22 protein-coding genes and 1 pseudogene are annotated in these 24,024 nt (G+C 65.2%); 15 read left to right on the top strand and 8 right to left on the bottom strand.

The genetic code is table 11. The annotated features are described in order from the left end of the window. Positions 1–83: 83 nt before the first annotated feature. The 5 genes from ACWPWO_RS15890 to ACWPWO_RS15870 are packed head-to-tail and all read left to right on the top strand — an operon-like array spanning position 84 to position 4,913. Positions 84–737, top strand: a complete 654-nt coding sequence (locus ACWPWO_RS15890) for an amino acid ABC transporter permease (protein ID WP_394062678.1) — start codon at positions 84–86, stop codon at positions 735–737. Next, complete coding sequence (locus tag ACWPWO_RS15885) at positions 734–1,399, top strand: amino acid ABC transporter permease (protein ID WP_454007513.1); 666 nt, start codon at positions 734–736, stop codon at positions 1,397–1,399. The genes ACWPWO_RS15890 and ACWPWO_RS15885 overlap by 4 nt, the downstream gene beginning before the upstream one ends. A gap of 24 nt (positions 1,400–1,423) precedes the next feature. Further along, a complete protein-coding gene (locus tag ACWPWO_RS15880; protein ID WP_454007391.1) occupies positions 1,424–2,290 on the top strand; it encodes an amino acid ABC transporter ATP-binding protein in 867 nt (288 codons plus the stop codon). 32 nt (positions 2,291–2,322) lie between these two features. Then, positions 2,323–3,534, top strand: coding sequence for an amino acid aminotransferase (locus ACWPWO_RS15875; protein ID WP_454007390.1), 1,212 nt, complete (start codon positions 2,323–2,325; stop codon positions 3,532–3,534). Between the two features lie 8 nt (positions 3,535–3,542). Next, entirely contained in the window at positions 3,543–4,913 is a 1,371-nt protein-coding gene (locus tag ACWPWO_RS15870; protein WP_454007389.1) for an FAD-binding oxidoreductase, read from the top strand. Here ACWPWO_RS15870 and ACWPWO_RS15865 read toward each other — a convergent pair. The 3 genes from ACWPWO_RS15865 to ACWPWO_RS15855 form a co-directional block, all read right to left on the bottom strand. Beyond that, positions 4,910–5,254, bottom strand: coding sequence for a helix-turn-helix domain-containing protein (locus tag ACWPWO_RS15865; protein ID WP_394062670.1), 345 nt, complete (start codon positions 5,252–5,254; stop codon positions 4,910–4,912). The two genes, ACWPWO_RS15870 and ACWPWO_RS15865, sit on opposite strands and share 4 nt — an antisense overlap. Positions 5,255–5,258: 4 nt before the next feature. Then, positions 5,259–5,570 (bottom strand): type II toxin-antitoxin system RelE/ParE family toxin, encoded by a 312-nt coding sequence (locus ACWPWO_RS15860; protein ID WP_454007388.1) that lies wholly within the window; start codon positions 5,568–5,570, stop codon positions 5,259–5,261. A gap of 144 nt (positions 5,571–5,714) precedes the next feature. Beyond that, the gene (locus ACWPWO_RS15855; protein WP_454007512.1) at positions 5,715–6,662 is read right to left on the bottom strand and encodes a LysR substrate-binding domain-containing protein; all 948 of its coding nucleotides are present in this window, start codon (positions 6,660–6,662) and stop codon (positions 5,715–5,717) included. Between the two features lie 190 nt (positions 6,663–6,852). Between ACWPWO_RS15855 and ACWPWO_RS15850 the strand changes: the two genes are divergently transcribed. Then, complete coding sequence (locus ACWPWO_RS15850; RefSeq protein ID WP_454007387.1) at positions 6,853–7,890, top strand: aromatic ring-hydroxylating dioxygenase subunit alpha; 1,038 nt, start codon at positions 6,853–6,855, stop codon at positions 7,888–7,890. Between the two features lie 13 nt (positions 7,891–7,903). After that, a complete protein-coding gene (locus ACWPWO_RS15845; protein WP_454007386.1) occupies positions 7,904–9,070 on the top strand; it encodes a 2Fe-2S iron-sulfur cluster-binding protein in 1,167 nt (388 codons plus the stop codon). A 69-nt stretch (positions 9,071–9,139) separates the two neighbouring features. Here ACWPWO_RS15845 and hutC read toward each other — a convergent pair whose 3' ends face one another. After that, positions 9,140–9,868, bottom strand: coding sequence for a histidine utilization repressor (hutC, locus tag ACWPWO_RS15840; protein WP_454007385.1), 729 nt, complete (start codon positions 9,866–9,868; stop codon positions 9,140–9,142). 203 nt (positions 9,869–10,071) lie between these two features. On the opposite strand from hutC, the gene hutU reads away from it, so the two are divergent. From hutU to ACWPWO_RS15825, 3 genes are all read left to right on the top strand, one after another. Next, positions 10,072–11,802, top strand: coding sequence for a urocanate hydratase (gene hutU / locus ACWPWO_RS15835; RefSeq protein ID WP_454007384.1), 1,731 nt, complete (start codon positions 10,072–10,074; stop codon positions 11,800–11,802). A gap of 21 nt (positions 11,803–11,823) precedes the next feature. Further along, positions 11,824–13,359 carry a histidine ammonia-lyase gene (gene hutH / locus ACWPWO_RS15830; protein ID WP_454007383.1) on the top strand — a complete coding sequence of 512 codons (1,536 nt, stop codon included), beginning with the start codon at positions 11,824–11,826 and terminating at the stop codon, positions 13,357–13,359. A gap of 285 nt (positions 13,360–13,644) precedes the next feature. Beyond that, positions 13,645–14,586 carry an Rpn family recombination-promoting nuclease/putative transposase gene (locus tag ACWPWO_RS15825; RefSeq protein WP_454007382.1) on the top strand — a complete coding sequence of 314 codons (942 nt, stop codon included), beginning with the start codon at positions 13,645–13,647 and terminating at the stop codon, positions 14,584–14,586. Positions 14,587–14,676: 90 nt separating this feature from the next. Here ACWPWO_RS15825 and hutG read toward each other — a convergent pair whose 3' ends face one another. The 4 genes from hutG to ACWPWO_RS15805 are packed head-to-tail and all read right to left on the bottom strand — an operon-like array spanning position 14,677 to position 18,757. After that, positions 14,677–15,477, bottom strand: coding sequence for an N-formylglutamate deformylase (gene hutG, locus ACWPWO_RS15820; protein WP_454007381.1), 801 nt, complete (start codon positions 15,475–15,477; stop codon positions 14,677–14,679). Between the two features lie 20 nt (positions 15,478–15,497). Continuing rightward, a complete protein-coding gene (locus tag ACWPWO_RS15815) occupies positions 15,498–16,910 on the bottom strand; it encodes a formimidoylglutamate deiminase (protein WP_454007380.1) in 1,413 nt (470 codons plus the stop codon). Next, positions 16,907–18,136: an imidazolonepropionase gene (hutI, locus tag ACWPWO_RS15810; RefSeq protein ID WP_454007379.1), complete on the bottom strand. Its 1,230-nt coding sequence runs from the start codon at positions 18,134–18,136 to the stop codon at positions 16,907–16,909. The genes ACWPWO_RS15815 and hutI overlap by 4 nt, the downstream gene beginning before the upstream one ends. Positions 18,137–18,142: 6 nt before the next feature. Next, on the bottom strand, positions 18,143–18,757 hold the full coding sequence (locus tag ACWPWO_RS15805) for a HutD/Ves family protein (RefSeq protein ID WP_454007378.1): 615 nt from the start codon (positions 18,755–18,757) through the stop codon (positions 18,143–18,145). Between the two features lie 493 nt (positions 18,758–19,250). On the opposite strand from ACWPWO_RS15805, the gene ACWPWO_RS15800 reads away from it, so the two are divergent. The 5 genes and pseudogenes from ACWPWO_RS15800 (at position 19,251) to ACWPWO_RS15780 (ending at position 24,016) form a co-directional block, all read left to right on the top strand. Further along, on the top strand, positions 19,251–20,447 hold the full coding sequence (locus ACWPWO_RS15800) for an aminotransferase-like domain-containing protein (RefSeq protein ID WP_454007377.1): 1,197 nt from the start codon (positions 19,251–19,253) through the stop codon (positions 20,445–20,447). Between the two features lie 195 nt (positions 20,448–20,642). Beyond that, positions 20,643–21,587: a 4-hydroxybenzoate octaprenyltransferase gene (ubiA, locus tag ACWPWO_RS15795; protein ID WP_454007376.1), complete on the top strand. Its 945-nt coding sequence runs from the start codon at positions 20,643–20,645 to the stop codon at positions 21,585–21,587. Between the two features lie 46 nt (positions 21,588–21,633). Beyond that, positions 21,634–22,899 carry a putative Na+/H+ antiporter gene (locus tag ACWPWO_RS15790; RefSeq protein WP_454007375.1) on the top strand — a complete coding sequence of 422 codons (1,266 nt, stop codon included), beginning with the start codon at positions 21,634–21,636 and terminating at the stop codon, positions 22,897–22,899. 205 nt (positions 22,900–23,104) lie between these two features. Then, positions 23,105–23,344: an FmdB family zinc ribbon protein gene (locus ACWPWO_RS15785; protein ID WP_454007374.1), complete on the top strand. Its 240-nt coding sequence runs from the start codon at positions 23,105–23,107 to the stop codon at positions 23,342–23,344. Between the two features lie 13 nt (positions 23,345–23,357). Then, positions 23,358–24,016: pseudogene (locus tag ACWPWO_RS15780) on the top strand (DUF502 domain-containing protein). The last annotated feature ends 8 nt before the right edge of the window (positions 24,017–24,024 follow it).

Raw genomic sequence — 24,024 nt, 5'->3', positions numbered from 1 at the left:
GCCGGCGGCGCCCCGGACGGCGCCGCCTCCTTCGCATGGGCGTCCGGATCTTTGCTCCGGGCGCCCGCCAAGAGGTAAGAATCATGCTTGAGTTCGATGTTGCGCTCGATGCCATGCCCCTGCTGGTGCAGGCGGCGCGCATGACGCTGTTCGTGTCGGCGGTGGGCCTGGCGCTGGGTTTCGTGATCGCCGTGCTGGTGGCCTCGGCCAGCCTGTCGGCCTCGCCGCTGCTGCGTCGCGCGGCGGGCGCCTATGTCTTCGTGTTCCGCGGCATCCCGCTGCTGGTGCAGTTGATGGTCGTGTTCTATTTCCTGCCCGTCATCGGCGTGAACGTCCCGCCCCTGGTGGCGGCCATCGTGTCCATTTCCTTGTGCGAGGGCGCCTATATCGGCGAAATACTGCGCGGCGGCTTCATGGGCATTCCCAAGGGGCAGATGGAAGCCACGCAATTGCTGGGCTTTTCTCCCTTGCAGACCTTGCTGCGCATCCAGGTGCCGCAGGCGTTGCGCCTGACCACGCCTGCCCTGGTCAATGAAATGATCATGCTGGTCAAGGCCTCGTCGCTGATCTCGGTGGTCGGCGTGACGGAGCTGACGCGCATGGCCCAGAACATCGCCGCCAACACGTTCCTTCCCATGGAGATCTACCTGAGCGCCGCCCTGGTGTACTTCGTGATCAATGGAGCGTTGTCGGTGCTGGGACACCTGGCCGAGCGCCGTTTCGGGAGGACGGTCTGATGAATATCGATTTCGGCGTGCTGGCCGAGTACTGGCCGGCCATAGGGCGCGGTTTCCTGATGACGGTGTTCTGCTGGGTCGTCTCGGTGGCGCTGGGCATGGCGCTGGGCTTCGTGATCGCCGTGCTGCAGCAGTACGGCGGGCTGGCGGCGCGCGCGGTGCTGCGCGTCTACATCGAGGCGATACGCACCACGCCCTTCCTGGTGCAGTTGTTCGTGCTTTATTACGGCGGGCCCACGATAGGCCTGGATCTGTCCGCGCTGCAGGCGGGCGTCCTGGGGCTGACGATCTACGGCAGCGCCTATTTCGCCGAGGTGTTCCGCGGCGGTTTCGCCGCCGTGCCCAAAGGGCAGGTGGAGGCGGCCGAATTCCTGGGGCTGTCGCGGCTGGACGTGATCTGGCGCGTCAAGCTGCCGCAGATGCTGGTCATCATCACGCCGTCCCTGCTGAACCTGATCATCATCCTGAGCAAGGAAACCGCCATCCTGTCCATCGTCACCGTTCCGGAGCTGACGGCCGTGATGGTGCAGATCGGCAATGAACAGTTCGCCTACCTGGAAACCACCCTGTTGCTTTGCGTGGCCTACCTGATCCTGGTGGCCGTGACCGAGCGGCTGGGACGCTGGGCCGAGGCCCGCAGTTGCCGCTTCCTGGCGCGTTGAGCCGGGCAAGCAAGGAGACAAGACATGGACAAGACGATAAGCCCTGTTCCGGCCCGCGACCCGGCCTGCCTGGTCGAGGTGCGCAACATCAGCAAGAGCTATGGATCGGTGCAGGTGCTCAAGAACATCTCCATGGGCGTGCGCCGCTCCGAGGTGACCTGCATCATCGGCCCGTCGGGCTCGGGCAAGAGTACCCTGCTGCGTTCGCTGGCCTTTCTGGAAGAGTACGACAACGGCGAGGTGCTGATCGAGGGACAACTGCTGGGCTACGTGGACAAGCCGGACGGGCGCCGCGTCAAGGCGAGCCGCGCCGAGCTGAACCAGGTGCGCCGGCACGTGGGCATGGTGTTCCAGCAGTTCAATCTGTGGCCCCACATGACGGCGCTGGGCAACGTGGCCGAGGCGCTGCTGCGCGTCAAGCGCCTGCCTCGCGAACAGGCCCTGCAGAAGGCCCGTGACATGCTGGGCAAGGTCGGCCTGGCGGACAAGGTGGACTACTACCCGGTCAATCTGTCGGGCGGGCAGCAACAACGCGTGGCGATTGCGCGCGCATTGGCCATGGAACCGCATATCATGTTGTTTGACGAACCCACCTCGGCCCTGGACCCGGAGCTGGTGGGCGAAGTCCTGCAGGTCATGAAGGAGCTGGCCCGCGAAGGCATGACCATGGTGGTGGTCACCCATGAAATGGGCTTTGCGGCCCAGGTGGCGGATCGGGTGGTCTTCATCGACAAAGGCGAGATCGCCGTGACGGGCAGCCCCCGCGAGGTCTTCTCGCAGGCCACGCAGCCGCGCCTGAAGCAGTTCCTGCAGAATTACATCGAACGCAACGCTTTCTGGGACCGCACCTGTTCCACAGACGCCGGCCAGCCGCGGGCGGCGGTGGCCTAGGGTCCTTAACCGGAATTTTTCAAGGAAGAACCATGTTTGAGCATCTGAAGGCCTATGGCGGCGACCCGATTTTCCGTCTGGGCGAGGCATTTCACGCCGATCCGCGCGAGCGCAAGGTCAATCTGACGGTGGGCCTGTACTACGACGAGCAGGGCCGCCTGCCCTTGCTGGACGTGGCCCGCCGGGCCGAAGACCACTGGGCCGCCAAGGGCCTGCCGCGCGGCTACCTGCCCATCGAGGGACTGGCTTCGTACCGCGAGGCGGTGCAGAAGCTGGTGTTCGGCGCGGACAGCAAGGCGCTTGCCGAAGGCCGTGTCGCCACCATCCAGACCCTGGGCGGCACCGGCGCGCTCAAGGTGGGCGGGGACTTCCTGCACGATGCCTATCCGCACAGCGAGATGTGGATCAGCGATCCGGCCTGGGACAACCACCATGCCATCTTCCAGGGCGCGGGCATTCCCACCCACACCTACCGTTATTACGACGCGGCCACGCGCGGGCTGGACTTCGCCGGCCTGATGCAGGACATTGCCGCCTTGCCCGAGCGCAGCATCGTGCTGCTGCATCCCTGCTGCCACAACCCCACCGGCGCGGACCTGAGCGATGCGCAGTGGCTGGAGCTGATCCCCGTGCTGCAGGAGCGCAAGCTGATCCCCTTCCTGGACATGGCCTACCAGGGCTTCGGCCGCGGCCTGGACGAGGACGCCTTCGCCGTGCGCGCCATGGCGGATGCCGGCATGACCTTCCTGGTGGCCAACTCCTTCTCCAAGAACTTTTCCTATTACTCCGAGCGCTGCGGCGGCCTGTCCGTGGTCTGCCAGAGCGCCGAGGAAGCCGGCCGCGTGCTGGGCCAGCTCAAGGCCGTGGCCCGCCGCATCTACTCCAATCCGCCCTCGCACGGCGGCCAGGCCGTGGCCACGGTGCTGGCCGATCCGGCCCTGTTCGCGGTATGGAAGGCGGAAGTGGAGGCCATGCGCCCCCGCACCGCCCAGCTGCGCCAGCTGGTGCACGAGCGCCTGAAGGAAATCGCCCCGCAGTACGACAGCAGCTATTTCGTCAAGCAGCGCGGCATGTTCTGCTACACCGGCCTGAGCCTGCCCCAGCTGGAGGCGCTGCGACGCGACTACGGCGTGTACATCATCGACTCGGGCCGTATCAGCGTGCCCGGCCTGAACACGTCCAATGTCGATTACTTCGCCCAGTCCCTGGCCGCCGTGGTGGCCCAGGAAACCGCCCAGGCATAGGAGCTCCCATGACCACCGTCTCGCCGTCCCTGGACGACTCCCTGGAAATCCTGCGCGATGCCGATCGCATGGCGCCCTATATGCAGGACGCCAGCGGCGAGGCGGCGGACCAGCCGCCCGCGCAGGTCGCGCGTCCGCGCAATACCGAAGAAGTGGCCGCTTTCCTGCGCCATTGTCATGAGCAGGGTCGGCCAGTCTGCATCCAGGGCGGCCTGACGGGGCTGGCGGGCGGCGCCGTGCCCGGCCGGGGCGAGGCGGTGTTGACCCTGGAACGCATGAACCAGGTGCTGGATTTCGACCCGGTGGGCGGCACGGTGCGGGTGCAGGCCGGCATGGTGCTGCAGGCCTTGTGCGACTACGTGCAGGAGCGCGGCTGGTATTTCCCCATGGACCTGGGCGCGCGCGGTTCCTGCCAGATCGGCGGCAACGTGGCGACCAACGCCGGCGGCAACCGCGTCCTGCGCTATGGCACCATGCGCGAGCTGGTGCTGGGCCTGGAGGCGGTGCTGGCGGACGGCACCGTGCTGTCCATGCTCAACCGGGGGCTGAAGAACAACACCGGCCTGGACCTGAAGCACCTGTTCATCGGCACGGAAGGCACGCTGGGCGTCATCACCCAGGTGGTGCTGCGCCTGTTTCCCCTGCCGCAACGTCGCTACAGCGCCTTGCTGGCGCTGGAGGATTTTCCCAGCGTCGTGGCCCTGCTGCACAGGGCGCGCGGGGCGCTGGCGGAACTGTCCTCGTTCGAGGTGATGTGGCAGGATTACCTGCAGGCGGCCGCGCAGCGCCTGGACTGCCGCGCGCCCTTCGATGCAGTCCATCCCGTGTATGTGCTGCTGGAGATGGAGGGGCGGGACCGTCCCGAATCCGAAGCCTTGCTGGAGCAGTTCCTGGGCGAATGCCTGGAAGAGGGCGTGGCGGTGGACGCCATCCTGCCGCAAAGCCAGGAACAGGCCGCCCAGCTATGGCGCCTGCGCGACGCCATCGGGGAGATCCTCTCCGGCATGAAGCCCTACGTGGCCTTCGACGTGGGCATCCCGCTGGAGCATACCGACGCCTTCGTGCGCGACATCCGCCAGGCGCTGTCCGAGGCCTATCCCCAGGCGCGCCACCTGTTCTTCGGCCACCTGGGCGACGGTAATCTGCACCTGTCCACCGGACCGCATGCGCCCGACGATCTGCTGGCCGTGGAAGAAAAGGTGTACCAGGCCGTGCAGGCCGTGGGCGGCAGCATTTCCGCCGAGCATGGCATAGGCCGCATCAAGAAGCCCTTTCTGCACTACAGCCGCAACGCCGTCGAGCGCGACCGCATGCGCGCCATCCTGCAGTTGCTGGATCCGCAGCAGATCCTGAATCCGGGACGCGTGCTGGATCGCTAGGCCACTTGGCGCGAGGCCGTGTTCTTTACAGCTTTGCGCGCTTTCTTGAAGCGTTTCAGGTCGCTGACGGCGAAGAGCTGGCTGCGGCCTATGGCGCTGCTTGCCTGGAGGCGGCCGTCGTTGACGCAGCGGCGGAAGGTGGACATGGATATTTCCAGATATCCGCAGGCTTCTTCTGCAGTGAAATAGTCGCCGGACAGATGGCCGAACAGTTCGTCGTGGCTCAGGTCTTTTTCCTGGAACGCTTTCTTGGCAAGCAGGACGAAGAATTTCTGCCGTTCGGTTTCCGGCATCTGCTTCAGGTCCTGGAAGAGTTCTTCGGCGGTGATGGCATGTGGCATGGTGCTATCGTCCTGATCGTAGATATCGTTTGAGGTCAGCGTAGAAATTTTCGTGGGGCCCAATCAGGTAAAAATCGATGATGGGCGAGGCTCCAGATCCCGTGTCAGCGGACGAGCGGCAGTGGTACGCGATCAGGAGCTCTTGTTGCTGGAAGTAGAATTTGTAGACCCTGATGGCCAGCAGATCGCCGGCCTTGGCAGCGCCGATCCAGGGCTTGTCGCAAATGTCCTGCACGGCATCTTCGATGGCGAGCTGGAAAGGCTTACGAGCCTTTTTCACAAAACGACTGAACGGCGGCTTGTAGTTCGGCGTCACGGTTCCAGCTCCATGATAGAGATATTTTGACATTTTTTCAACCCATAAATGAATTGAAAAAATGTCGTCGAGTGTCTATCTATCATTTTGCCCGTCGGCGTTCATGAAACGGTCTTCAGGCAGGAGCTTTGGATCCAGCCCGATCTATTCGGGCGTGGCTGCGGCGGTCGGGTTCAGCGCCCGCGCCAGCATGTCCTGGTTCAGGCGCTCCTGCTGGCGTCCCCGGTTGAGCAGCCAGCGGTGGAATTCGCGGCTTTGCAGGGATTCGAAGACGCCTGCACGCCAGGTCAGTACATAGGGCCAGGGCAGGGGCAGGGAAAGCGAGAAGGGCAGCACGAGCTGCCCGGTGCGCAGTTCGCGCTCGATCATGGAGCATTGCGCCAGCACGAAGCCCTGGCCGGCCACGGCGGAGTCTATGGCCATGTGGGACAGGGAAAAGATCCGGAAACGGTCCAGCGGCGCGTCGCCGCTGTCCACGCCGGCCGCCTCGAACCACTCGCGCCAGGAGGGCGGAGAGGTGAAGCGCGGCTGCCAGTCCGAGGACAGCAGGGGGTAGGCCAGCAGGTCGCGCGGCTGGCGCAGGGCCGGCTTGCCCTGGAGCAGGGCGGGGCTGCAGGCCGGAACCACGCGGTCCGTGTATAGCTGCGCCGAACCATTGGGGCGCGCCCCGGCCTGACCGTAGGTGATGCGGAAATCGATGCGCTCGGCCTCCAGGTCCGGCTCGGCGTGGCTGCCTTTCAGGTGCAGGGTCAGGCCGGGGTCGTGCTGCTCCTGCCAGTCGAAGGCGAGCGGCGCCACCCAGGTCTTGAGCAGGGACGGCACGGCGCTGATGGACAGCAGGCTGGTGTTGCGCGAACGCTCCATTTCCTGCTGCCCTTCGCGCAACAGCTCGAAAGCCTGCGAGCAGATGTCGTGGAAGCGGCTGCCGGCGGCGGTCAGGCGCAGGCGCTTGCCTTCCTTGTAGGTCAGGCTGCAGCCCAGGCTCTCTTCCAGCAGTCGCAATTGCTGGCTGATGGCGCCGGGAGTGATCTGCAGGCGGCGGGCGGCCTCGTTCAGGCTCTGGCTGTGGCCCAGGGTTTCAAATACCTGCAGGGCGCGCAGGGGGGCAGTTTGTCCATGGCGGCAGAGGTCCGTGACAGGCGGAGCAGGAGAAGGGTTTCAGGTTTAGAAATTCTAAACAATAAGCGAATTGGCCTGTGTCTGGTTGAGGCTATCATGAAGTCGTCACAAGGAGCATGCCGTGCCGAGCATGCCGTTCATCCTGAATCGGGGGTAGAAAATCATGTTTGTACGCAATGCCTGGTATGTGGGAGCCCTGGCCAAGGACGTGGGCCGCGCGCTGTGTCCGGTGCGCATGCTCAGCGAGAACCTGGTGCTGTATCGCCGCGAGGACGGCCAGGTCGTCGCCCTGGAGGACTCCTGTCCCCATCGTCGCCTGCCCCTGTCCAAGGGCCGCCTGATCGGCGACCAGGTCGAGTGCGGCTATCACGGCCTGACCTTCGATTGCAGCGGCGCCTGTACCAAGGCGCCCGGCACGGCACAGATTCCCAAGAGCGCCGTGGTGCGCAGCTACCCCTGTGCCGAACGCTACGGCATGGTCTGGGTCTGGATGGGGGACGCCGCCCTGGCAGACGAATCCAAGCTGATCGAGATTGCCGAGTGGGACGATCCCGAGTGGGGCGTGAACAGCGGCGACGCCATGGAGCTGAATTGCAACTACCTGTATGTCACGGACAATCTGCTCGATCCTTCGCATGTGTCCTGGGTGCACCAGACCTCCTTCGGCAGCCCCGACATCATCGGCCTGCCGCTGGAAGTCAAGGTGCAGGACAGCGGCGTGACGGTGTCGCGCTGGTCCAGGAACGTGGAGGTGGCCCCCTTCTACAAGCAGTTCGTGAAATTCGCCGGCAACTGCGACCGCAAGCAGCAGTACGAAGTGCGCTTCCCTTCCCAGGCCGTCATCCGCGCGGTCTTTCTGCCGGCGGGCGCGGCTACCGAAGATTCCCCGCAGTTCCACCCCGCCGTGTTCCTGATGGACTCGTACAACTTCCTCACGCCGGTGGACGAGGAGCGCACACGCTACTTCTGGTTCCAGCTCCGCAATTTCAGCCCCAACGACGAAGAGATCTCCAAGGTGTTCAATGAAGACGTGCGGCACGCCTTCATGGAAGACAAGGTCGTACTGGAGGAGGTGCACAAGGGGCTGAAGGAGCGTCCCGCCGCCCTGGATCTGCCCATCGATTCCGGCCCCATGCGTTTTCGTCGCAAGATCAGTCAGTTGATCGAGGCCGAGCAGGCCCCGGCCCCGGTCGAGGCCTGAGCAGGAGACGTCCATGGCAGAACCTGTCGCCACTTCGGCCTCGGCGGGCCCCGCCGCAAGCCGGCGCTTTCGCCAGTACCGTGTGCTGGAGCGCCGCGCGGAAAGCGCGGTGATCACCTCCTTCGTGCTGGAACCGGCCGATGGAGAGCCTGTGCCGGTCTACCGGCCGGGGCAGTACCTGGTGTTCCGCTTCGATATCGACGGCCAGTCCGTGCTGCGCAATTACAGCGTGTCGGGTGATCCTGATCATCCGGGCCGTCTGCGCATTTCCGTCAAGCACGAGAAAGCCCCGGCGGGCCAGAGCGTGCCGGACGGGCAGGGGTCGTCCTTCCTGCACCTGCGCGTGCAGGAAGGCGACATCCTGAGCGCGGCCGGTCCCATGGGGGACTTTGTGCTGGACGAGGACAGCGAGCGGCCCGTGGTGTTGATGAGCGGCGGCGTGGGCCTGACTCCCATGCTGGCCATGCTGCACCGCCTGGTGGGCCGCAGCCAGCGGCGCGTCCATTTCATCCACGCCTGCGAGAACGGCGCGGTGCACGCTTTTGGCGATGAGGTCCTGGAACTGGCGTCCCGGCGGCATGGCGTGCAGGCCTATTTCTGCTACCGCAACCCCGATGCGGACGATGTGCAGCGCGCCCGCCACCATGTCAGCGGCCTGATCACGCGTGAACAATTGCAATCCTGGCTGCCCCTGGACGATTACGAGTTCTACCTGTGCGGGCCCAGCGGCTTCATGCAGGCCAACTATCGCCTGCTGCGCAGCCTGGGCGTGGCCCGTGAACGCATCCATTACGAATTCTTCGGGCCGGCCACCGTGCTGGAGGAAACGTTGGCGCAGGCCAGGGATGCGGCCCCGGACGCTGCCGCTGCGCCTGCCTGCCTTCCCGCCGTCGAGCCCGTCGCTGTTGATTCCGCCGTCTCGATGCAGACCGTGACTTTCCTGCCCGACGGCCGCCAGGCGAACTGGCACGACGATTGCGAATCCTTGCTGGTCCTGGCCGAAGAATCGGGCCTGAGCCCGGACTTCAATTGCCGGGCCGGCCTGTGCAACACCTGCATGTGCACCCTGGTGTCCGGCGAGGTCGATTATTTCGAAGAACCGCTGGACGACGTGCCCGCCGGCAAAGTCCTGTTGTGCTGCTCCCGCCCCAAAGGCGCCGTGGTCGTGGACCTGGCCTGAGAATTTTCCGATTGCTTGTTGAGGTTTGCCCCGTCCTGATGGACGGGGTTTTTTTTTGGGGCTCGCCTTTTACATGCGTCCCGTGAATTTGTACCGATCCCCCGGATGCCACAGGCGCGCGTGCGTGGTGAACTGGTCGCTGGAAGAAGTGCTGCGGTCCATCACCAGGCAGGGCTGGTGTTCAGCCATGTGCAGGGCCTGGGCGATGGCCGGCGGCGGCACCTGGACCTCGATCGTATAGAAGCCCTTGGGCAGCGGGGCCACGCGCACCAGGTATTCGTTGGGCGTGATCCGGCTCCAGTCCTGCTCCATGTAGTCGGGCGCCATGCGCGCGTCCACGATGCGGTCCTCGTACTGGATGGGCAGGCCGTTCTCCGCATGCACGATGATGGAGTGGAACAGCGGCGTGTCCACCGGAATGCCGTACTGTCGCGCCTGCGCGCGCGTGGCCTGCAGGCGCTCGATGCTCAGCACCTGGCTGGTGTGCTCGTGGCCGCGTTCGCGTATGTCCTGGGCGATGCTGCGGATCTCGATCAGCGTGGACTGGAACTTGGGCTGCGCCACATAGGTGCCGGAACCCTTGATGCGCACCAGCAACTCGTCATTGGTCAGCTCGCGCAGCGCCCGGTTCACCGTCATGCGCGAGACGCCGAACTGTTCGCACAAGGCCAGCTCGGTGGGAATCAGGTCGCCTTCGCGCCATTCGCCGTTCTGGATTTTTTCCAGAACGAAGGTCTTGATCTGCAGATAGGCGGGCGCGGCCGCTTCCTTGGCCGAGGGTGTCGTCGGGGCGTTCATTGTTGCACTTTCCTTATGTGGTCATGCAGCGTTTGGAACCTGTTCAGGGTCTTAGGGCTTTCCATGATATGTATAGACAATTAGAAGAAATGCCTATACATTGACCGTGAGCTTACAAGAAAACCGTTGTTTTGTCGGCGCTCTGCGAGGCGTCGCCAGTTTTGCCCCATTCAGACACCCAACGCGTTCAGAGAGACACCGAGATGGAGGAGAGCACCATGCCGAAAGATAACGCCGCCGCGCCCAGCGGGGACCCCCGTTTTGACGCCAGCCGGGAGATCCACGCGCCCACCGGGACGCAGCGCAGCTGCAAGAACTGGGTGGCGGAAGCGGCCTATCGCATGATCCAGAACAACCTGGACCCGGCCGTGGCGGAAAATCCGCAGCATCTGGTCGTGTACGGCGGGATAGGGCGAGCTGCGCGCAACTGGGATTGCTATGACCAGATCCTGGCCAGCCTGCGCGAACTGGAAGAGGACGAGACCCTGTTGATCCAGTCCGGTAAGCCCGTGGGCGTGTTCCGCACGCACAGCGATGCGCCGCGCGTGCTGCTGGCCAACTCCAACCTGGTGCCCAAATGGGCCACCTGGGAAAAATTCAATGAACTGGACCAGGCGGGCCTGTTCATGTACGGCCAGATGACCGCTGGCAGCTGGATCTACATCGGCAGCCAGGGCATCGTGCAGGGGACCTACGAGACCTTTGCCGAAGCCGGCCGCCAGCATTACGGCGGGTCGCTGGCAGGGCGCTGGATCCTGACCGCGGGCCTGGGCGGCATGGGCGGCGCCCAGCCGCTGGCCGCCACCTTTGCGAGCGCCGTATCGCTGAACATCGAATGCAAGCAGAGCAGCATAGACTTCCGCCTGAAGACCCGTTATCTGGACAAGCAGGCGCGCGACCTGGACCATGCCCTGGAACTGATCCGCCAGCACACCGCCGCCAAGGAAGCGGTGTCCATCGGCCTGCTGGGCAATGCGGCCGACATCCTGCCCGAGCTGGTGCGGCGCGCCCAGGCGGGCGGCCTGCGCCCCGACCTGGTCACCGACCAGACCTCGGCCCACGATCTGGTCCATGGCTACCTGCCCTCGGGCTGGACGGTGGAACAGTGGCTGGCCGCCCAGGCCGACGTCACTCAGCATGCGCGCCTGCAGCGCGAGGCGGCGCGTTCCTGCGCCGTGCACGTGAAAGCCATGCTGGCATTCCAGGAAATGGGGATTCCGGTGGTGGACTATGGCAACAACATCTGTCAGGTCGCCAAGGACGAAGGCGTGGAGAACGCCTTCGATTTTCCCGGCTTCGTGCCCGCCTATATCCGTCCGCTGTTCTGCGAAGGCAAGGGCCCGTTCCGCTGGGTGGCCCTGTCCGGGGATCCGGAGGACATCTACAAGACGGACCGCAAGATCAAGGAGCTGTTCCCCGACAACCGGCACGTGCATCGCTGGCTGGACATGGCGCAGGAGCGCATCGCCTTCCAGGGCCTGCCCTCGCGCATCTGCTGGCTGGGCCTGGGCGAGCGCCATCGCGCCGGCCTGGCCTTCAATGAAATGGTGCGCAACGGCGAACTGAAAGCCCCTATCGTGATCGGACGCGATCATCTGGACACGGGGTCGGTGGCCAGCCCCAACCGCGAGACCGAGGGCATGCGCGACGGCACGGACGCCGTCTCCGACTGGCCCCTGCTCAATGCCTTGCTGAACACGGCGGGCGGCGCCAGCTGGGTGTCGCTGCACCATGGGGGCGGCGTGGGCATGGGCTACAGCCAGCACGCCGGCATGGTCATCTTGGCCGACGGCAGCGAGCAGGCCGCCGCGCGTCTGGAGCGCGTGCTGATCAACGACTGCGGCAGCGGCGTGATGCGCCATGCCGACGCCGGCTACGATCTGGCCATCAAGACCGCCAAGGATTTCGGGCTGAAGCTGCCCATGATCAAATAAGAACAAAGGACAGGATGCATTATGAGCAACACCATCGAGATCTCCCCCGGCGCGCTGACCCTGGAGCAACTGCGCCGCATCTGGCAGGACCAGGTCGCGCTGAGCCTGCCCGGCAGCGCCATCCAGGCCATGGACGCGGCTCCGGCCATCGTGCAGAAGATCATCCGTGAAGGCAATCCGGCCTACGGCATCAATACGGGTTTCGGCAAGCTGGCACAAAAGCGCATTCCCGATGAAGACCTGGAGCAACTGCAGAAAAACCTCATCCTGTCGCACTCCGTGGGCGTGGGCGAGCCGGTGGCCGACTCGGTCGCCCGCCTGATCCTCGCGCTGAAGATCGGCAGCCTGGCGCGCGGCTTTTCCGGCATACGTTCCGAGGTGGTCACGACCTTGCTGGACATCCTGAACGCCGGCATCGTGCCCTTCATCCCGTCCAAGGGCTCGGTGGGCGCTTCGGGCGATCTGGCGCCTCTGGCGCACATGACGCTGACCCTGATCGGGCAGGGCCGGGCGCGCTACCAGGGCGAGTGGATGGACGCGGGCCAGGCGCTCAAGCGCGCGGGCATCACGCCCATCGTGCTGGCGGCCAAGGAGGGGCTGGCGTTGATCAACGGCACCCAGGTGTCCACGGCACTGGCGCTCAACGGCCTGTTCCGCGCCCATACCCTGTTCCGCAACGCCATCCTGGCCGGCGCGCTGAGCGTGGACGCCGCCAAGGGCAGCGACGCGCCATTCGATGCGCGCATCCATGAGGTGCGCGGCCAGCCTGGACAGATCTATGCGGCGCGCTTGTACCGGGAACTGCTGGCCGGCAGCCGGATCCGGCAGTCGCACGTGGACAACGACAACAAGGTGCAGGATCCGTACAGCCTGCGCTGCCAGCCTCAGGTCATGGGCGCGGTGCAGGATCTGATCGAGCAGGCGGAGCGCACCTTGCTGACCGAAGCCAATGCCGTCACGGACAATCCGCTGGTGTTCCCAGGCAAGGACGGCCAGCCGGACCAGGTCATTTCAGGCGGCAATTTCCATGCCGAGCCGGTGGCTTTCGCCGCCGATACGCTGGCCCTGGCCATCGCCGAGATCGGCGCGCTGGCCGAGCGGCGCGTGGCCCTGCTGATCGACGCCAGCATTTCCGGCCTGCCGCCGTTTCTGGTGCCGTCCGCGGGCCTGAATTCGGGCTTCATGATCGCCCATGTCACGGCTGCGGCGCTGGCTTCGGAAAACAAGTCGCTGGCGCATCCGGCCAGCGTGGACAGCCTGCCGACCTCCGCCAACCAGGAGGACCATGTCAGCATGGCGACCTTTGCGGCCCGCCGCCTGGAGGACATGGCGCAGAACACCGCCGCCATCGTCGCCATCGAGCTGCTGTGCGCAGCCCAGGGCATCGATTTCCATGCCCCGCTGAACACGTCGGCCCGCCTGCAGAAAGTCCAGGACGCCATCCGCGCCGCCGCGCCGTTCTATGACCAGGACCGTTACCTGGCCCCGGACATCGAGGCGCTCAAGGCTCTGGTGCTGGACGACAGCCTGGCCAATACGGCGGCTGATCTTTTTTGATTACCTGAGCGGCAGGTAAAAAGCCGATGCGGAAAATTCCGCATCGGCTTTTTTTTATTTTCAGGGGTCATGGGCATTTGTACGCATGGACCAATCCGGTATTCGAGCTGGTCGCCGAAGATGGGGTCGGGCATGCTGTGAAGAGCTCCGGTACTGCTGCCGGAGTTTCTCGTCCACGCTACAGGAGCGCTCTGTGCTCTGTATTGGTATCGCCTTGCTTGACCTCGCCGTGAATGGCAAGGCGTGCTCGAAAGCGCGTGGTCAGGGTGTTTTCAGGAGCCTGATGTGTCCGTCCATGATGCTGCCTATCGTCAGATCTTCAGCCATGTGCTGGTTCTGGAGTCTTTGCTGGAAACGGTGGTTTCGGCAGAGCTGGCGTCCTTGCTGGACACGGCTGGCGGCCAATTATTGCCAAGCTCTTACTTCGCGCGTGGCGGACGCAGTCGCAATGCAGACCTGGTATGGAGATTGCGACGGCGGGATAGCCGGGAACAGTACATATTGCTGAGCCTGGAGCACCAGTCCACGGTGGACCCTCTGATGGCTTTGCGCATGACGACATATACATCTCTTTTGCTGGAGAACCTGGCCAGGCGAGAGCGTTTGGTTGCGGGGCGCCTGCCCTTGGTGTTGCCGATTGCCATCTACAGCGGGACGCGGCGCTGGGCGGCGTCAACACGCCTGGAAGATCTTTTCATGCCGACGCCTCTGTTGTTGAAACGCTACCAACCCAGGCAGGAATATTTGCTGATTGAGCAAAAACAGCAGCTTATGAACGGCTCCTTGCCGACGGATAGCCTGCTTGGCCTGATATTCCGCCTGCATCACCATCAGAGTCTGGACGAGTTGCGCGAGCTTGTTCAGACTCTGAATCATCGTCTGTCGGGAGAGGCGGCGGAAGGATTGCGCCGCACCTTGCTGGAATGGGTCATGCACGGTTTGCTGCCCGAGCGGCTGCCCTGTGTTCCATTACCTGCCTTGAATCACTTTTCGGAGATATCCACCATGTTGGATGACAGTCCACCTAACTGGACCGAACAATGGATGGCTCAGGGCCAGCAGGCCTTGCTACGCCATCAAATGGAACATCGTTTTGGCCCTCTCGCTCCTCATTTGCAGGAACTGTTGGGCCAAGGGTCTGAAGCGGATGTTCGAGCCTGGAGCCTGAACCTGCTGACGGCCGACAACGTGCAGCAAGTCTTTGCATCGGGGTCCGCCCAATATTGAGGTCGCCGCTGCTGCGGCCTATCTCAAACAGGACTCTCGTAGAAAAGAAACGTGGCAACAGCTCTTGTCCAGGCTGTGGTCATGCTGCGTTCAGCGGGAATCCTTTGACAGTGTATTCAGCGCCAATTCCAGGCAGCGTTCCAGCACGGGCGCCAACCTGTCGGCGCGTGCCGGATCGTAGGCGTAGGGCGGGGCCTCGTCCATGTAGTTGATCTGCGCCAGCTCCAGCTGCACCGCGTGTATGTCCTGGTCGGGCCGGCCGTAGTGGCGGGTGATGTAGCCGCCCTTGAAGCGGCCGTTCGCCACGGCGCTGTAGCCCGCCCGGGCGGCTTCGTCGGCCAGGGCCTGGGCCAGGCCGGGCAGGGCGCTGTCCTCGTCGGCCGTCCCGAAGTTGAAATCCGGCAGGCGGCCTTCGAACAGGCGCGGCACCACGGAGCGGATGGAGTGCGCTTCCCAGAGCAGCACGCGTTCGTGACGGCCGCGCAGGCGCTGCAGCTCGCCCTGCAGGGCGTCGTGGTAGGGCCGCCAGTACAGGTCGCGGCGGCGCTGCTTCTCGGCGTCGTCCGGTTCGCGACCTGGCAGGTACAGGGGGTCTTCGTCGAAGGTGTCCAGGGGCAGCAGGCCGGTGGTGTTCTTGCCGGGGTACAGGTTCCGGTCGTCGGGCGGACGGTTCAGATCGATCACGTAGCGCGAATGCGAGGGCGTCAGGATGGAAGCGCCCATGCGGCGTGCGAAGGCGTACAGGCGGTCCAGGTGCCAGTCGGTGTCGTCCAGGCGCAGGGCGGTGTCGCGGTGCATGCCGGCCAGGAGGTCCTCGGGAATGGTCGTGCCCAGGTGGGGAATGGAGATCAGCAGCGGGGCGGCGCCCGTTTGCAAGGTATAGACGGTCATGATGGAACCTCGACAGGTGCTCAGGCGTGGCGCAACAGCGTCGCCATGGCGCGTTGATAGGCGGCGAAAGCGGCTTTTTCGCGGGGGTGGCGGCCGTTCAGCACGCAGGCCGCGCCGCTGACGAAGACATCGCGGATCGGGCTGGAGTGCGCCCGCTCGGCGAAGACCAGGGCGGAGAGCCAGTGCCGGCTGTCCAGTCCCGCCAGGACGGGGTGCTCCAGGTCTATCACCATCAGGCCGGCTTGACGGCCGGCTTTCAGTTCCCCTGACTCACGCCCCGAAGCCTGGGCCCCGCCGCGCGTCGCCGCGTCGAAAAGCCGGTCAGCAACAAAAGGCTGCGCGTCTGAGCTCAGCACATTGCGCTGGCGCAGCAGCAGGCGCTGGCCGTACTCCAGCAAGCGCAGTTCGGCACGCCAATCCACGCAGATATGGCTGTCCGAGCCCACGCCGATGCGTCCGCCTTCGGCCAGGAACGGCGCGGCGGGGAACAGTCCGTCCCCCAGGTTGGCTTCGGTGCTCAGGCACAGGCGGGCCACGGCGCTGCTGCGGGCGATGCGCCGGCGCTCCTGTTCGTCGACGTGGGTCGCATGCACCAGACACCAGCGCTCGTCGACCTCGAAGTTGTCGTGCAGGTAGGCGACGGGCCCGCAGCCATGGCGGTCCTGGCAAGCCTGCACTTCGGCGGTCTGCTCAGCAATGTGGATGTGGATGGGGCCGGCTTGGGGCAGTCCGCGCAGCAAGGTATCCAGCGATTCCACCGTGACCGCGCGCAGGGAGTGGGGCGCTACGCCATAGCGCCGGTTCAGGCCGGCGGGATGGCTGCTTTGCAGGGATTCCAGCAGGTGCAGCAATTGGGCCGGACTGTTCAGGAAGCGCTTCTGATCGTCGCGCGGCGCTGCCGCGCCGAAGTTGCTGTACTGGTACAGCACGGGCAGCAGGGTCACGGCCAGACCGCTGCTGCGCGCCGCCTCCAGCACGCCTTGCGCCAGTTCGGTGACAGGACTGTAGGGCCGGCCGTCGCGCTGGTGATGCAGGTAGTGGAACTCGCAGACGCTGGTGTAGCCGGACTTGAGCATCTGGATGTACAGCCATTCGGCGATGGCGCGCAGTTGGTCCGGCTCCAGGCGCGCTGCGAAGCGGTACATCAGGTCGCGCCAGCTCCAGAAGCTGTCCTGGCCCTGGCTGCGGAATTCGGTCAGGCCCGCCATGGCGCTCTGGAATGCGTGGGAATGCAGATTGGGCATGCCGGGCAGAACCGCGCCTTGCGCCGCATGGACCCGGCCGGCGGCGCGTATGTCCTGGGAGCTGGCCTGCGGGATCAGGCTGGTCAACGTGCCCTGCTGGTCCCAGCGCAGCAGGACATTGGCCTGCCACCGGCCGTCTATGCGCGCCCAAGGGGCCAGCAGGGCGTCGTGATGTTGCGGCAAAGTCATGCGGCCCCCTTGCGCAGGTCGCGGCTGATGCGGCCATGGCGCACCACCAGCGCGCAGCGCGGCAGGCCCAGCCAGTACACCAGTTCGGCCAGGGAGTCCACGTCCCAGGCCACGAAATCGGCGCGTGCGCCGGGCTTCAGTTCGCCGGTGATGTCCGGATCGCCCAGGGCGCGGGCGGCGTGGCGGGTGACGCCCGCCAGGGCTTCGGGTACGGTCAGGCGGAACAGCGTGCTGGCCATGTTCAGCACCAGCAGCAGCGAAGCGCAGGGCGAGGTGCCCGGATTGCTGTCCGTGGACAAGGCCATGGGCACGCCGTGCCGGCGCAGCAGCTCGACGGGGGGCAACTGCCGCTCGCGCAGGAAATAGAATGCGCCGGGCAGCAGCACGGCCACGGTGCCCGCCTGCTTCATGGCCAGCACGCCGGCTTCGTCCAGGTACTCCAGGTGATCGGTGGACAGGGCGCGATAGCGGCTGGCCAGCACGCTGCCGCCCAGGTTCGACAATTGCTCGGCGTGCATCTTGACCGGCAGGCCCAGGGTCCGCGCTGCCTGGAAGACGCGTTCGGACTGGGCCAGGTCGAAGGCGATGCGCTCGCAAAATACATCCACGGCGTCGATCAGGCCTTCGGCCGCCAGGGCCGGCATCATGTCTTCGCACACCAGGTTCAGATAGTCGTCGGGACGGCCCGCGTATTCGGGCGGCAGGGCGTGGGCGCCCAGGAACGTGGTGCGCACCGTCACCGGACGCAATTCGCCCAGCCGGCGCGCCACCCGCAGCATCTTGCGCTCGCTCTCCAGGTCCAGGCCATAGCCCGACTTGATTTCGATGGCGGTGACGCCTTCGTCCAGCAGGGCGTCCAGGCGGCGCAGCGATTGCGTCAGCAGTGTTTCTTCGTCCAGCGCGCGCGTGGCGCGCACGGAGGATACGATGCCGCCGCCCTGGCGGGCGATCTCCTCGTAGGAGGCCCCGGCCAGCCGCAGCGCGAATTCTTCCGCCCGGTTGCCGCCATAGACAAGATGGGTATGGCAATCGATCAGGCCCGGCGTGACCCAGCGCCCGCCCAGCTCATGCTCCTGGTCGGGCCGGCTCCACTGGACCGGCAAGTGCGCGCGCGGTCCCAGCCAGGCAATGCGCCCGTCCTGCTCGACCAGGCAGGCGTCCTCGACGGCATGCGCGGGATCGGCGCCAGGCGCCAGGCGCAGATTGGTCCAAAGCGTGTAGCTCATGAGTCGTCAATCCTTGGAAGAGGCGATGAATGCATGCACCAGGACGCCCTGCTGGCCGACGGCCCGCCATTGCAGGCTGGCGCCCTGCGGGCAGGCCATGGCCAGGGCCTGCCCGGCGGCCAGCGGCCAGGCCTGGCCGTCCAGGCTGGCGTGATAGGCGCCCTGCGCGACGTACAGCAGATGAAAGCCCGCGTTCAGGGCGGCCGGCGCGGCGAGGCCGCGCCAGGCCTGCAACCCACCCTGGGCGCGCCCGCGGCGCAGCATCAGGTTGAAGTCCCGGGTAGGCCCGTGGGGCAGGGCGCTGGCGACGGCCGCCTCGCCCGCGAAGGCATGGGGCTCGAACGGCCGCAGCACATGGGTGCTGCCGCGCTCCTTGTCCGTCAGGGGCATGCTGGCACCCTCGATCAGCATGATGTGCCTGTCCACTCCCGGAAAACGTGAAAAGTCGCCCGGCTGTGCAACCCGGGCGATGCTGATGCGCCAGTCGAAATCCTCGAAGCCGGCGCAAGGCGGATGGCAGAGGAGTTCGCGGGTGGCGCCGCCGCCGTTCTTCCAGGCTTGTTCGGGCAGGCTGTCCGCTTCCAGCACGCTCACGCGGCAGGCGGGAGGGGAGAGGCTCATGGCGGGCGGGCTCCTTGTCGCAATAATTGTATATACAATACCCTCAATCCTGCCTCGGCCACAATCGCAGGCGGGCGCCAGGAGCCTGTTTTCAGGGTAAATCCCGAGGCTGGAGCCGCATGGCTCTTGCGTTGGCGGCGGCTTGGTGGCAAGGTAGAGCAAGCACGCTAATAATGACCATGGCAGGCAGCCTTGCTCCGGCCGCGCGGATCCGTCCGCCCTTGCCGGCTGCCATTCCCCTCCCGCCAACCCGGCCCGGTCCGGGCTGACGCCAGGATGTGAACAGCATCTGCACCCGCAGCGATACCATTGCCTGCATCGCGCCAGCCAGCCATCCCTGCGGTCCAGGAGACGCGTCAAAATGTTGCAAATTAGCGCCGCGTTGCGCCAAATGGTGCAGGATGACGGCCCGGCCGCGCATCCTGCGGTAATCTACAAACCTAAAGTTTGTATGTGAAGTTTCAATTGTTCTTATTCAGGACTGTTCCGCATCATGGATTCCCTATCCCAGCCTTTTACCTTTTCCCAACGCGCCCAGAAACTGACCGGCTCCGCGATTCGTGAAATTCTCAAGGTCACCTCGCGCCCCGAGATCATCTCTTTTGCGGGTGGTCTGCCTACGCCGGTCGGCTTTCCCGTCGAGGAAATTCATCGCGCGTTCGACAAGGTGCTGAGCGAGCAGGGACGGGTTGCGCTGCAGTACGCCACCACGGAAGGGCACCTGCCGCTGCGCCAGTGGCTGGCCGACCAGATGACGGCCGAAGGCGATACCGTCAGCCCGGACGAGGTCCTGCTGGTGAACGGCTCGCAGCAGGCGCTGGACATGCTGGGCAAGCTGTTCATCGACGAAGGCAGCAAGGTGCTGGTCGAATCCCCCACTTACCTGGGCGCCCTGCAGGCCTTCTCGTTGTATGAACCGTCCTACACCGCCATTCCCACGGACGAGCAGGGCATGCTGCCCGAATACGTATCTTCGCCCGAGGCCGCCGGCGCGCGCCTGCTGTATGCGCTGCCCAACTTCCAGAACCCGACCGGCCTGCGCCTGCCTCTGGAGCGCCGCCAGGAGCTGGTCGAGCGCTGCGCGGCCGCCCGCATCCCTATCGTCGAGGACGACCCCTACGGCGAGCTGCGCTACGCCGGCGAGCGTCTGCCCAGCCTGCTGGCCCTGGGCCGCAAGGCAGGCGCCACGGTGGTGCGCCTGGGCACGTTCTCCAAGGTGCTGGCGCCCGGCCTGCGCCTGGGCTACATCGTCGCCCCGCGCAAGATCATCGATAAACTGGTGCAGATCAAGCAGGCGACCGACCTGCATACTTCCACGCTGACGCAGATGGCTGTCTACGAGGCCGTGCGCACCGGCTTTCTGGACCAGCACCTGCCCACGGTGCGCGACCTGTACCAGAAGCAGTGCAGCTACATGCTGGACGCCATGGCGCAGCATTTCCCCGCCAGCGCCAAGTGGACCCGTCCCGAGGGCGGCATGTTCATCTGGGTGACCCTGCCCGAACACATCGATGCCACCGTGCTGCTGCAGAAAGCCATCGAGAATCTGGTGGCCTTCGTTCCCGGCGAACCCTTCTACGCCGGTGCCGACGTCAAGCGCAACACGCTGCGCCTGAGTTTCGCCACGGTGCCGGAGGAAAAAATTCGCGAGGGCATCGCCATCTTGGGTAAACTCATCAAAGAAGCCTGATCGCCGCGCCATGCACCGGCGCCATTCGCCCCGCGTCTGGTCCGATGCCCTTGGCGCGCCTGTCAGCGCCGTCGTCCGCCGGGGACGGCCCTGCTTTCCCCGGTCTGTAGTCCGAATCCATGGCATACCCTCCCAGCGGAGGGTATGCCTGTTTTCAGCCCGCGGCCATGCGCCGCGGATCCAGGTTTTGCCGTCATGACATCTCCACCCGCTTCCGATACCTCCCGGCGTCCCGATCTTTCCGACATGCGCCCCGCGGACGACTGGGTCGCGCGCCATCTGCCCGCGTCCTGGGGCCCATATGCGCGCCTGTGCCGGCTGGACAGGCCGGTGGGCACCTGGCTGACCCTGCTGCCGGCCATCGCCGCCCTGGTGCAGGCGGCCGACGGCCTGCCCACGCTCTGGCGCCTGGTGGTGTTCTCCCTGGGAGCCCTGCTGATGCGCGGCATAGGCTGCTGCTTCAACGACATGGCCGACCGCAATTTCGATCACCAGGTCGAGCGCACGCGCTTCCGGCCCCTGACCAGCGGCCAGATCACCATGCGCCAGGCCGTCATCTTCGTGCTGGCCCAGATCGCGGTCTGCGCCTTGCTGCTGCTGGCCATCAATGAATACAGTCGCTGGCTGGCGCTGGCGCTGTTCCCCATCGTCATGATCTACCCCTTGTGCAAGCGCTTCACGTACTGGCCGCAGGTGGTGCTGGGCATCTGCTTCAACTGGGGCATGCTGATGGCCTGGTCCGACACGCAGAATGTCGTGCCGGTCGGCGCCGTGCTGATGTGGGTGGGCGCCATCCTCTGGCAGGTGGGCTACGACTCCATCTACGCCTACATCGACGTGGCGGACGACACCAAGCTGGGCCTGCACTCCACGGCGCTGCGTTTTCGCGAGGCCGGCAAGGCCTGGATCAGCGGCTTCTACATCGCCGGCATGGGGTGCTGGCTGGCGGGCGGCTACCTGCTGAACGAGCGCGTCCTGTACTACGTGGTCATGGCGGTCATCGCCGCGCACCTGAGCTGGCAGATGCGGCACTTCGACGTGCGCTATCCCGAACGGGGCCTGCGCCTGTTCCGGGCCAACATCTGGGTGGGCGTGTTGCTGGTCGTGGCGGCCCTGGCCGGCACCGTAAGCCTGGCCTGATGCGGATTTCTCCAATTTCAATAATGCTATAAAAAAGGTTTGAGGAATGGCTACTCCACTCGAGATCGTTGCAACGGCGTTGTTCGCCATCGCAATCATCCACACCTTCTCCGTCCCCTTCTTCGCGCGCCTGGCCAACAAGGGAGGCAGTCACGCCGGGCTCTGGCACATGCTCTCCGAGGTCGAGGCCGTCTTTGGCGTCTGGGCCTGTGTGCTGGTGGCCTACATGGCGGTGTTCATCGACCTGGATTCGGCCATCCAGTACCTGGAAGGGCGCAACTTCACCGAGCCCATGTTCGTGTTCGCCATCATGGTGGTCGCCGCCAGCCGCCCCATCCTGGAGCTGGTCAACAAGACCGTGGCCCTGCTGGCGCGCGCCCTGCCCATGCCGGACAAGGTATCCATGTACCTGATCACCATGTCCGTGGTGCCGCTTTCGGGCTCCTTGATCACCGAGCCGGCCGCCATGACGCTGGCCGCGCTGCTGCTGCGCAAGGCCTATTTCCGCCACCAGGGCCACGCCGGCTTCAAGTACCTGACGGTGGGCGTGCTGTTCGTGAACATTTCGATTGGCGGCGTGCTGACGGCCTACGCAGCGCCGCCCGTTCTGATGGTGGCCAACACCTTCGGCTGGGACACGGCCTACATGGCCACGCATTTCGGCTGGCGCGCGGTGCTGGCGGTGGTCATCAATGCGGGCCTGGCCACGCTGCTGTGCCGCAAGGCGCTGCTGGAAATGGGGGAGGGTATGGAGGAAACCAGGCAGAGCCAGCTTCCCGTGCCTTTCACCGTCATGGCCATCCACGTGGCCTTTCTGGTGGCCATCGTGCTGGGCGCCCACCACCCCATCGTGTTCATGGCGCTGCTGATGCTGTTCATCGGCTATGCCCACTCCTACCAGCATTACCAGAATCCCCTGCTGGTGCGCGAAGGCCTGATGGTCGGCTTCTTCCTGGCCGGGCTGGTGGTGCTGGGCGGCCTGCAGAAATGGTGGCTGCAGGACCTGCTGGGCGGCCTGTCGCCCACGGTGCTGTTCTGGGGCGCCACGGCGCTGACCGCGGTGACCGACAATGCGGCCCTGACCTACCTGGGCTCGCTCGTGGAAGGCACCAGCGAGGTGTGGCGCTACATGCTGGTGGCCGGCGCGGTCACGGGCGGAGGCCTGACGGTCATCGCCAACGCGCCCAATCCGGCCGGCTTCTCCATCCTGAAGGGCAATTTCCCGGACGGTTCCATTTCCCCGTTGCGCCTGCTGGCCAGCGCCGCCGTCCCCACGCTGGTGGCGGCCGCCATGTTCCTGCTGCCGGTCTGAGCGCGCCGGCGGCGTCGGCCGGGGAGCTCGAAGGCCGGCGCCCCTTCGGCCCGTTGCGCCCAGGCCCCGTTCTGGCCGATGATCAGTGCCACTGACGGCCAAAAGGGCTAAAATCACGGCGGAAGCGCCCCTGGCCTGTTCCTTGCGGATCAGGCCAGCGTTTTTCATTTCAAAGTTTGTTTCGGCTTTTTGTTAGGATTGAGTCGTGCCTATTTACTCGTACAAATGCAGCGCGTGCCAATACGAAAAAGACGTACTGCAGAAAATGTCGGATCCTGTCCTGGAAGTCTGTCCCGAATGCGGCCAGCCTACCTTTGGCAAACAGGTGACGGCGGCAGGGTTCCAGCTCAAGGGTTCGGGCTGGTACGTCACGGATTTCCGCAACCAGGGCGGCGGCAGCAAGCCTTCCGACAGCGGTTCTTCGTCGTCTTCCACCTCCACGTGATCGCGTCTCCGGCATGCGTCCCTTCAAGCGCTACTTCGTCACAGGCCTGCTGATCTGGGTGCCCCTGGTCATCACCGTCTGGGTGATCACCCTGCTGATCGAAACGCTTGAAAGCGTCGTGCCGGAGTTCCTGTCCTCGCAGGCCCTGTTCGGCCTGCGCATTCCCGGCTTTCGCATCCTGCTGGTGCTGGCGGTGCTGTTCGGCACCGGTCTGCTGGCGGCCAACTACCTGGGCCGCGCCGTGGTGGACGCTGGGAATTGCTGCTCGGACGCATCCCTTTGGTGCGTTCGATTTATAATTCGGTCAAGCAAGTCAGCGACACCGTGCTCGCGCCGGACGGCCAGGCGTTTCGCGAAGCGGTCCTGGTGCAGTATCCCCGGGCCGGCTCCTGGACCATCGCCTTCCTGACCGGAGCGCCGGGCGGCGAAGTGGCCCGGATGCTGGAGGGCGACTTCGTCAGCGTCTATGTTCCCACCACGCCCAACCCCACATCGGGTTTTTTCCTGATGATGCCGCGTGCGGACGTACGCAAGCTCGACATGACGGTGGACGCCGCGCTTAAATACATTGTTTCCATGGGCGTGGTGGTGCCTCCCGAGCCTGCCTCCCTGCCCGCGGCCCTGGACCAGCCGGGCGGCCCCGACGGGGCGCCGCCGCTGACCGGGGCCTGAACTTTCCA

It is taken from the genome of Alcaligenes sp. Marseille-Q7550 (assembly GCF_965112015.1).
This window is presented reverse-complemented; position numbering and strand designations above follow the sequence as displayed.

Coding starts and splice junctions, on each gene's coding strand:
- ACWPWO_RS15890 (WP_394062678.1), top strand. CDS start 84: ATGCTTGAGTTCGATGTTGCGCTCGATGCCATGCCCCTGCTGGTGCAG.
- ACWPWO_RS15880 (WP_454007391.1), top strand. CDS start 1,424: ATGGACAAGACGATAAGCCCTGTTCCGGCCCGCGACCCGGCCTGCCTG.
- ACWPWO_RS15875 (WP_454007390.1), top strand. CDS start 2,323: ATGTTTGAGCATCTGAAGGCCTATGGCGGCGACCCGATTTTCCGTCTG.
- ACWPWO_RS15870 (WP_454007389.1), top strand. CDS start 3,543: ATGACCACCGTCTCGCCGTCCCTGGACGACTCCCTGGAAATCCTGCGC.
- ACWPWO_RS15865 (WP_394062670.1), bottom strand. CDS start 5,254: ATGCCACATGCCATCACCGCCGAAGAACTCTTCCAGGACCTGAAGCAG.
- ACWPWO_RS15850 (WP_454007387.1), top strand. CDS start 6,853: ATGTTTGTACGCAATGCCTGGTATGTGGGAGCCCTGGCCAAGGACGTG.
- ACWPWO_RS15845 (WP_454007386.1), top strand. CDS start 7,904: ATGGCAGAACCTGTCGCCACTTCGGCCTCGGCGGGCCCCGCCGCAAGC.
- hutC (WP_454007385.1), bottom strand. CDS start 9,868: ATGAACGCCCCGACGACACCCTCGGCCAAGGAAGCGGCCGCGCCCGCC.
- hutU (WP_454007384.1), top strand. CDS start 10,072: ATGGAGGAGAGCACCATGCCGAAAGATAACGCCGCCGCGCCCAGCGGG.
- hutH (WP_454007383.1), top strand. CDS start 11,824: ATGAGCAACACCATCGAGATCTCCCCCGGCGCGCTGACCCTGGAGCAA.
- hutG (WP_454007381.1), bottom strand. CDS start 15,477: ATGACCGTCTATACCTTGCAAACGGGCGCCGCCCCGCTGCTGATCTCC.
- ACWPWO_RS15815 (WP_454007380.1), bottom strand. CDS start 16,910: ATGACTTTGCCGCAACATCACGACGCCCTGCTGGCCCCTTGGGCGCGC.
- hutI (WP_454007379.1), bottom strand. CDS start 18,136: ATGAGCTACACGCTTTGGACCAATCTGCGCCTGGCGCCTGGCGCCGAT.
- ACWPWO_RS15805 (WP_454007378.1), bottom strand. CDS start 18,757: ATGAGCCTCTCCCCTCCCGCCTGCCGCGTGAGCGTGCTGGAAGCGGAC.
- ACWPWO_RS15800 (WP_454007377.1), top strand. CDS start 19,251: ATGGATTCCCTATCCCAGCCTTTTACCTTTTCCCAACGCGCCCAGAAA.
- ubiA (WP_454007376.1), top strand. CDS start 20,643: ATGACATCTCCACCCGCTTCCGATACCTCCCGGCGTCCCGATCTTTCC.
- ACWPWO_RS15790 (WP_454007375.1), top strand. CDS start 21,634: ATGGCTACTCCACTCGAGATCGTTGCAACGGCGTTGTTCGCCATCGCA.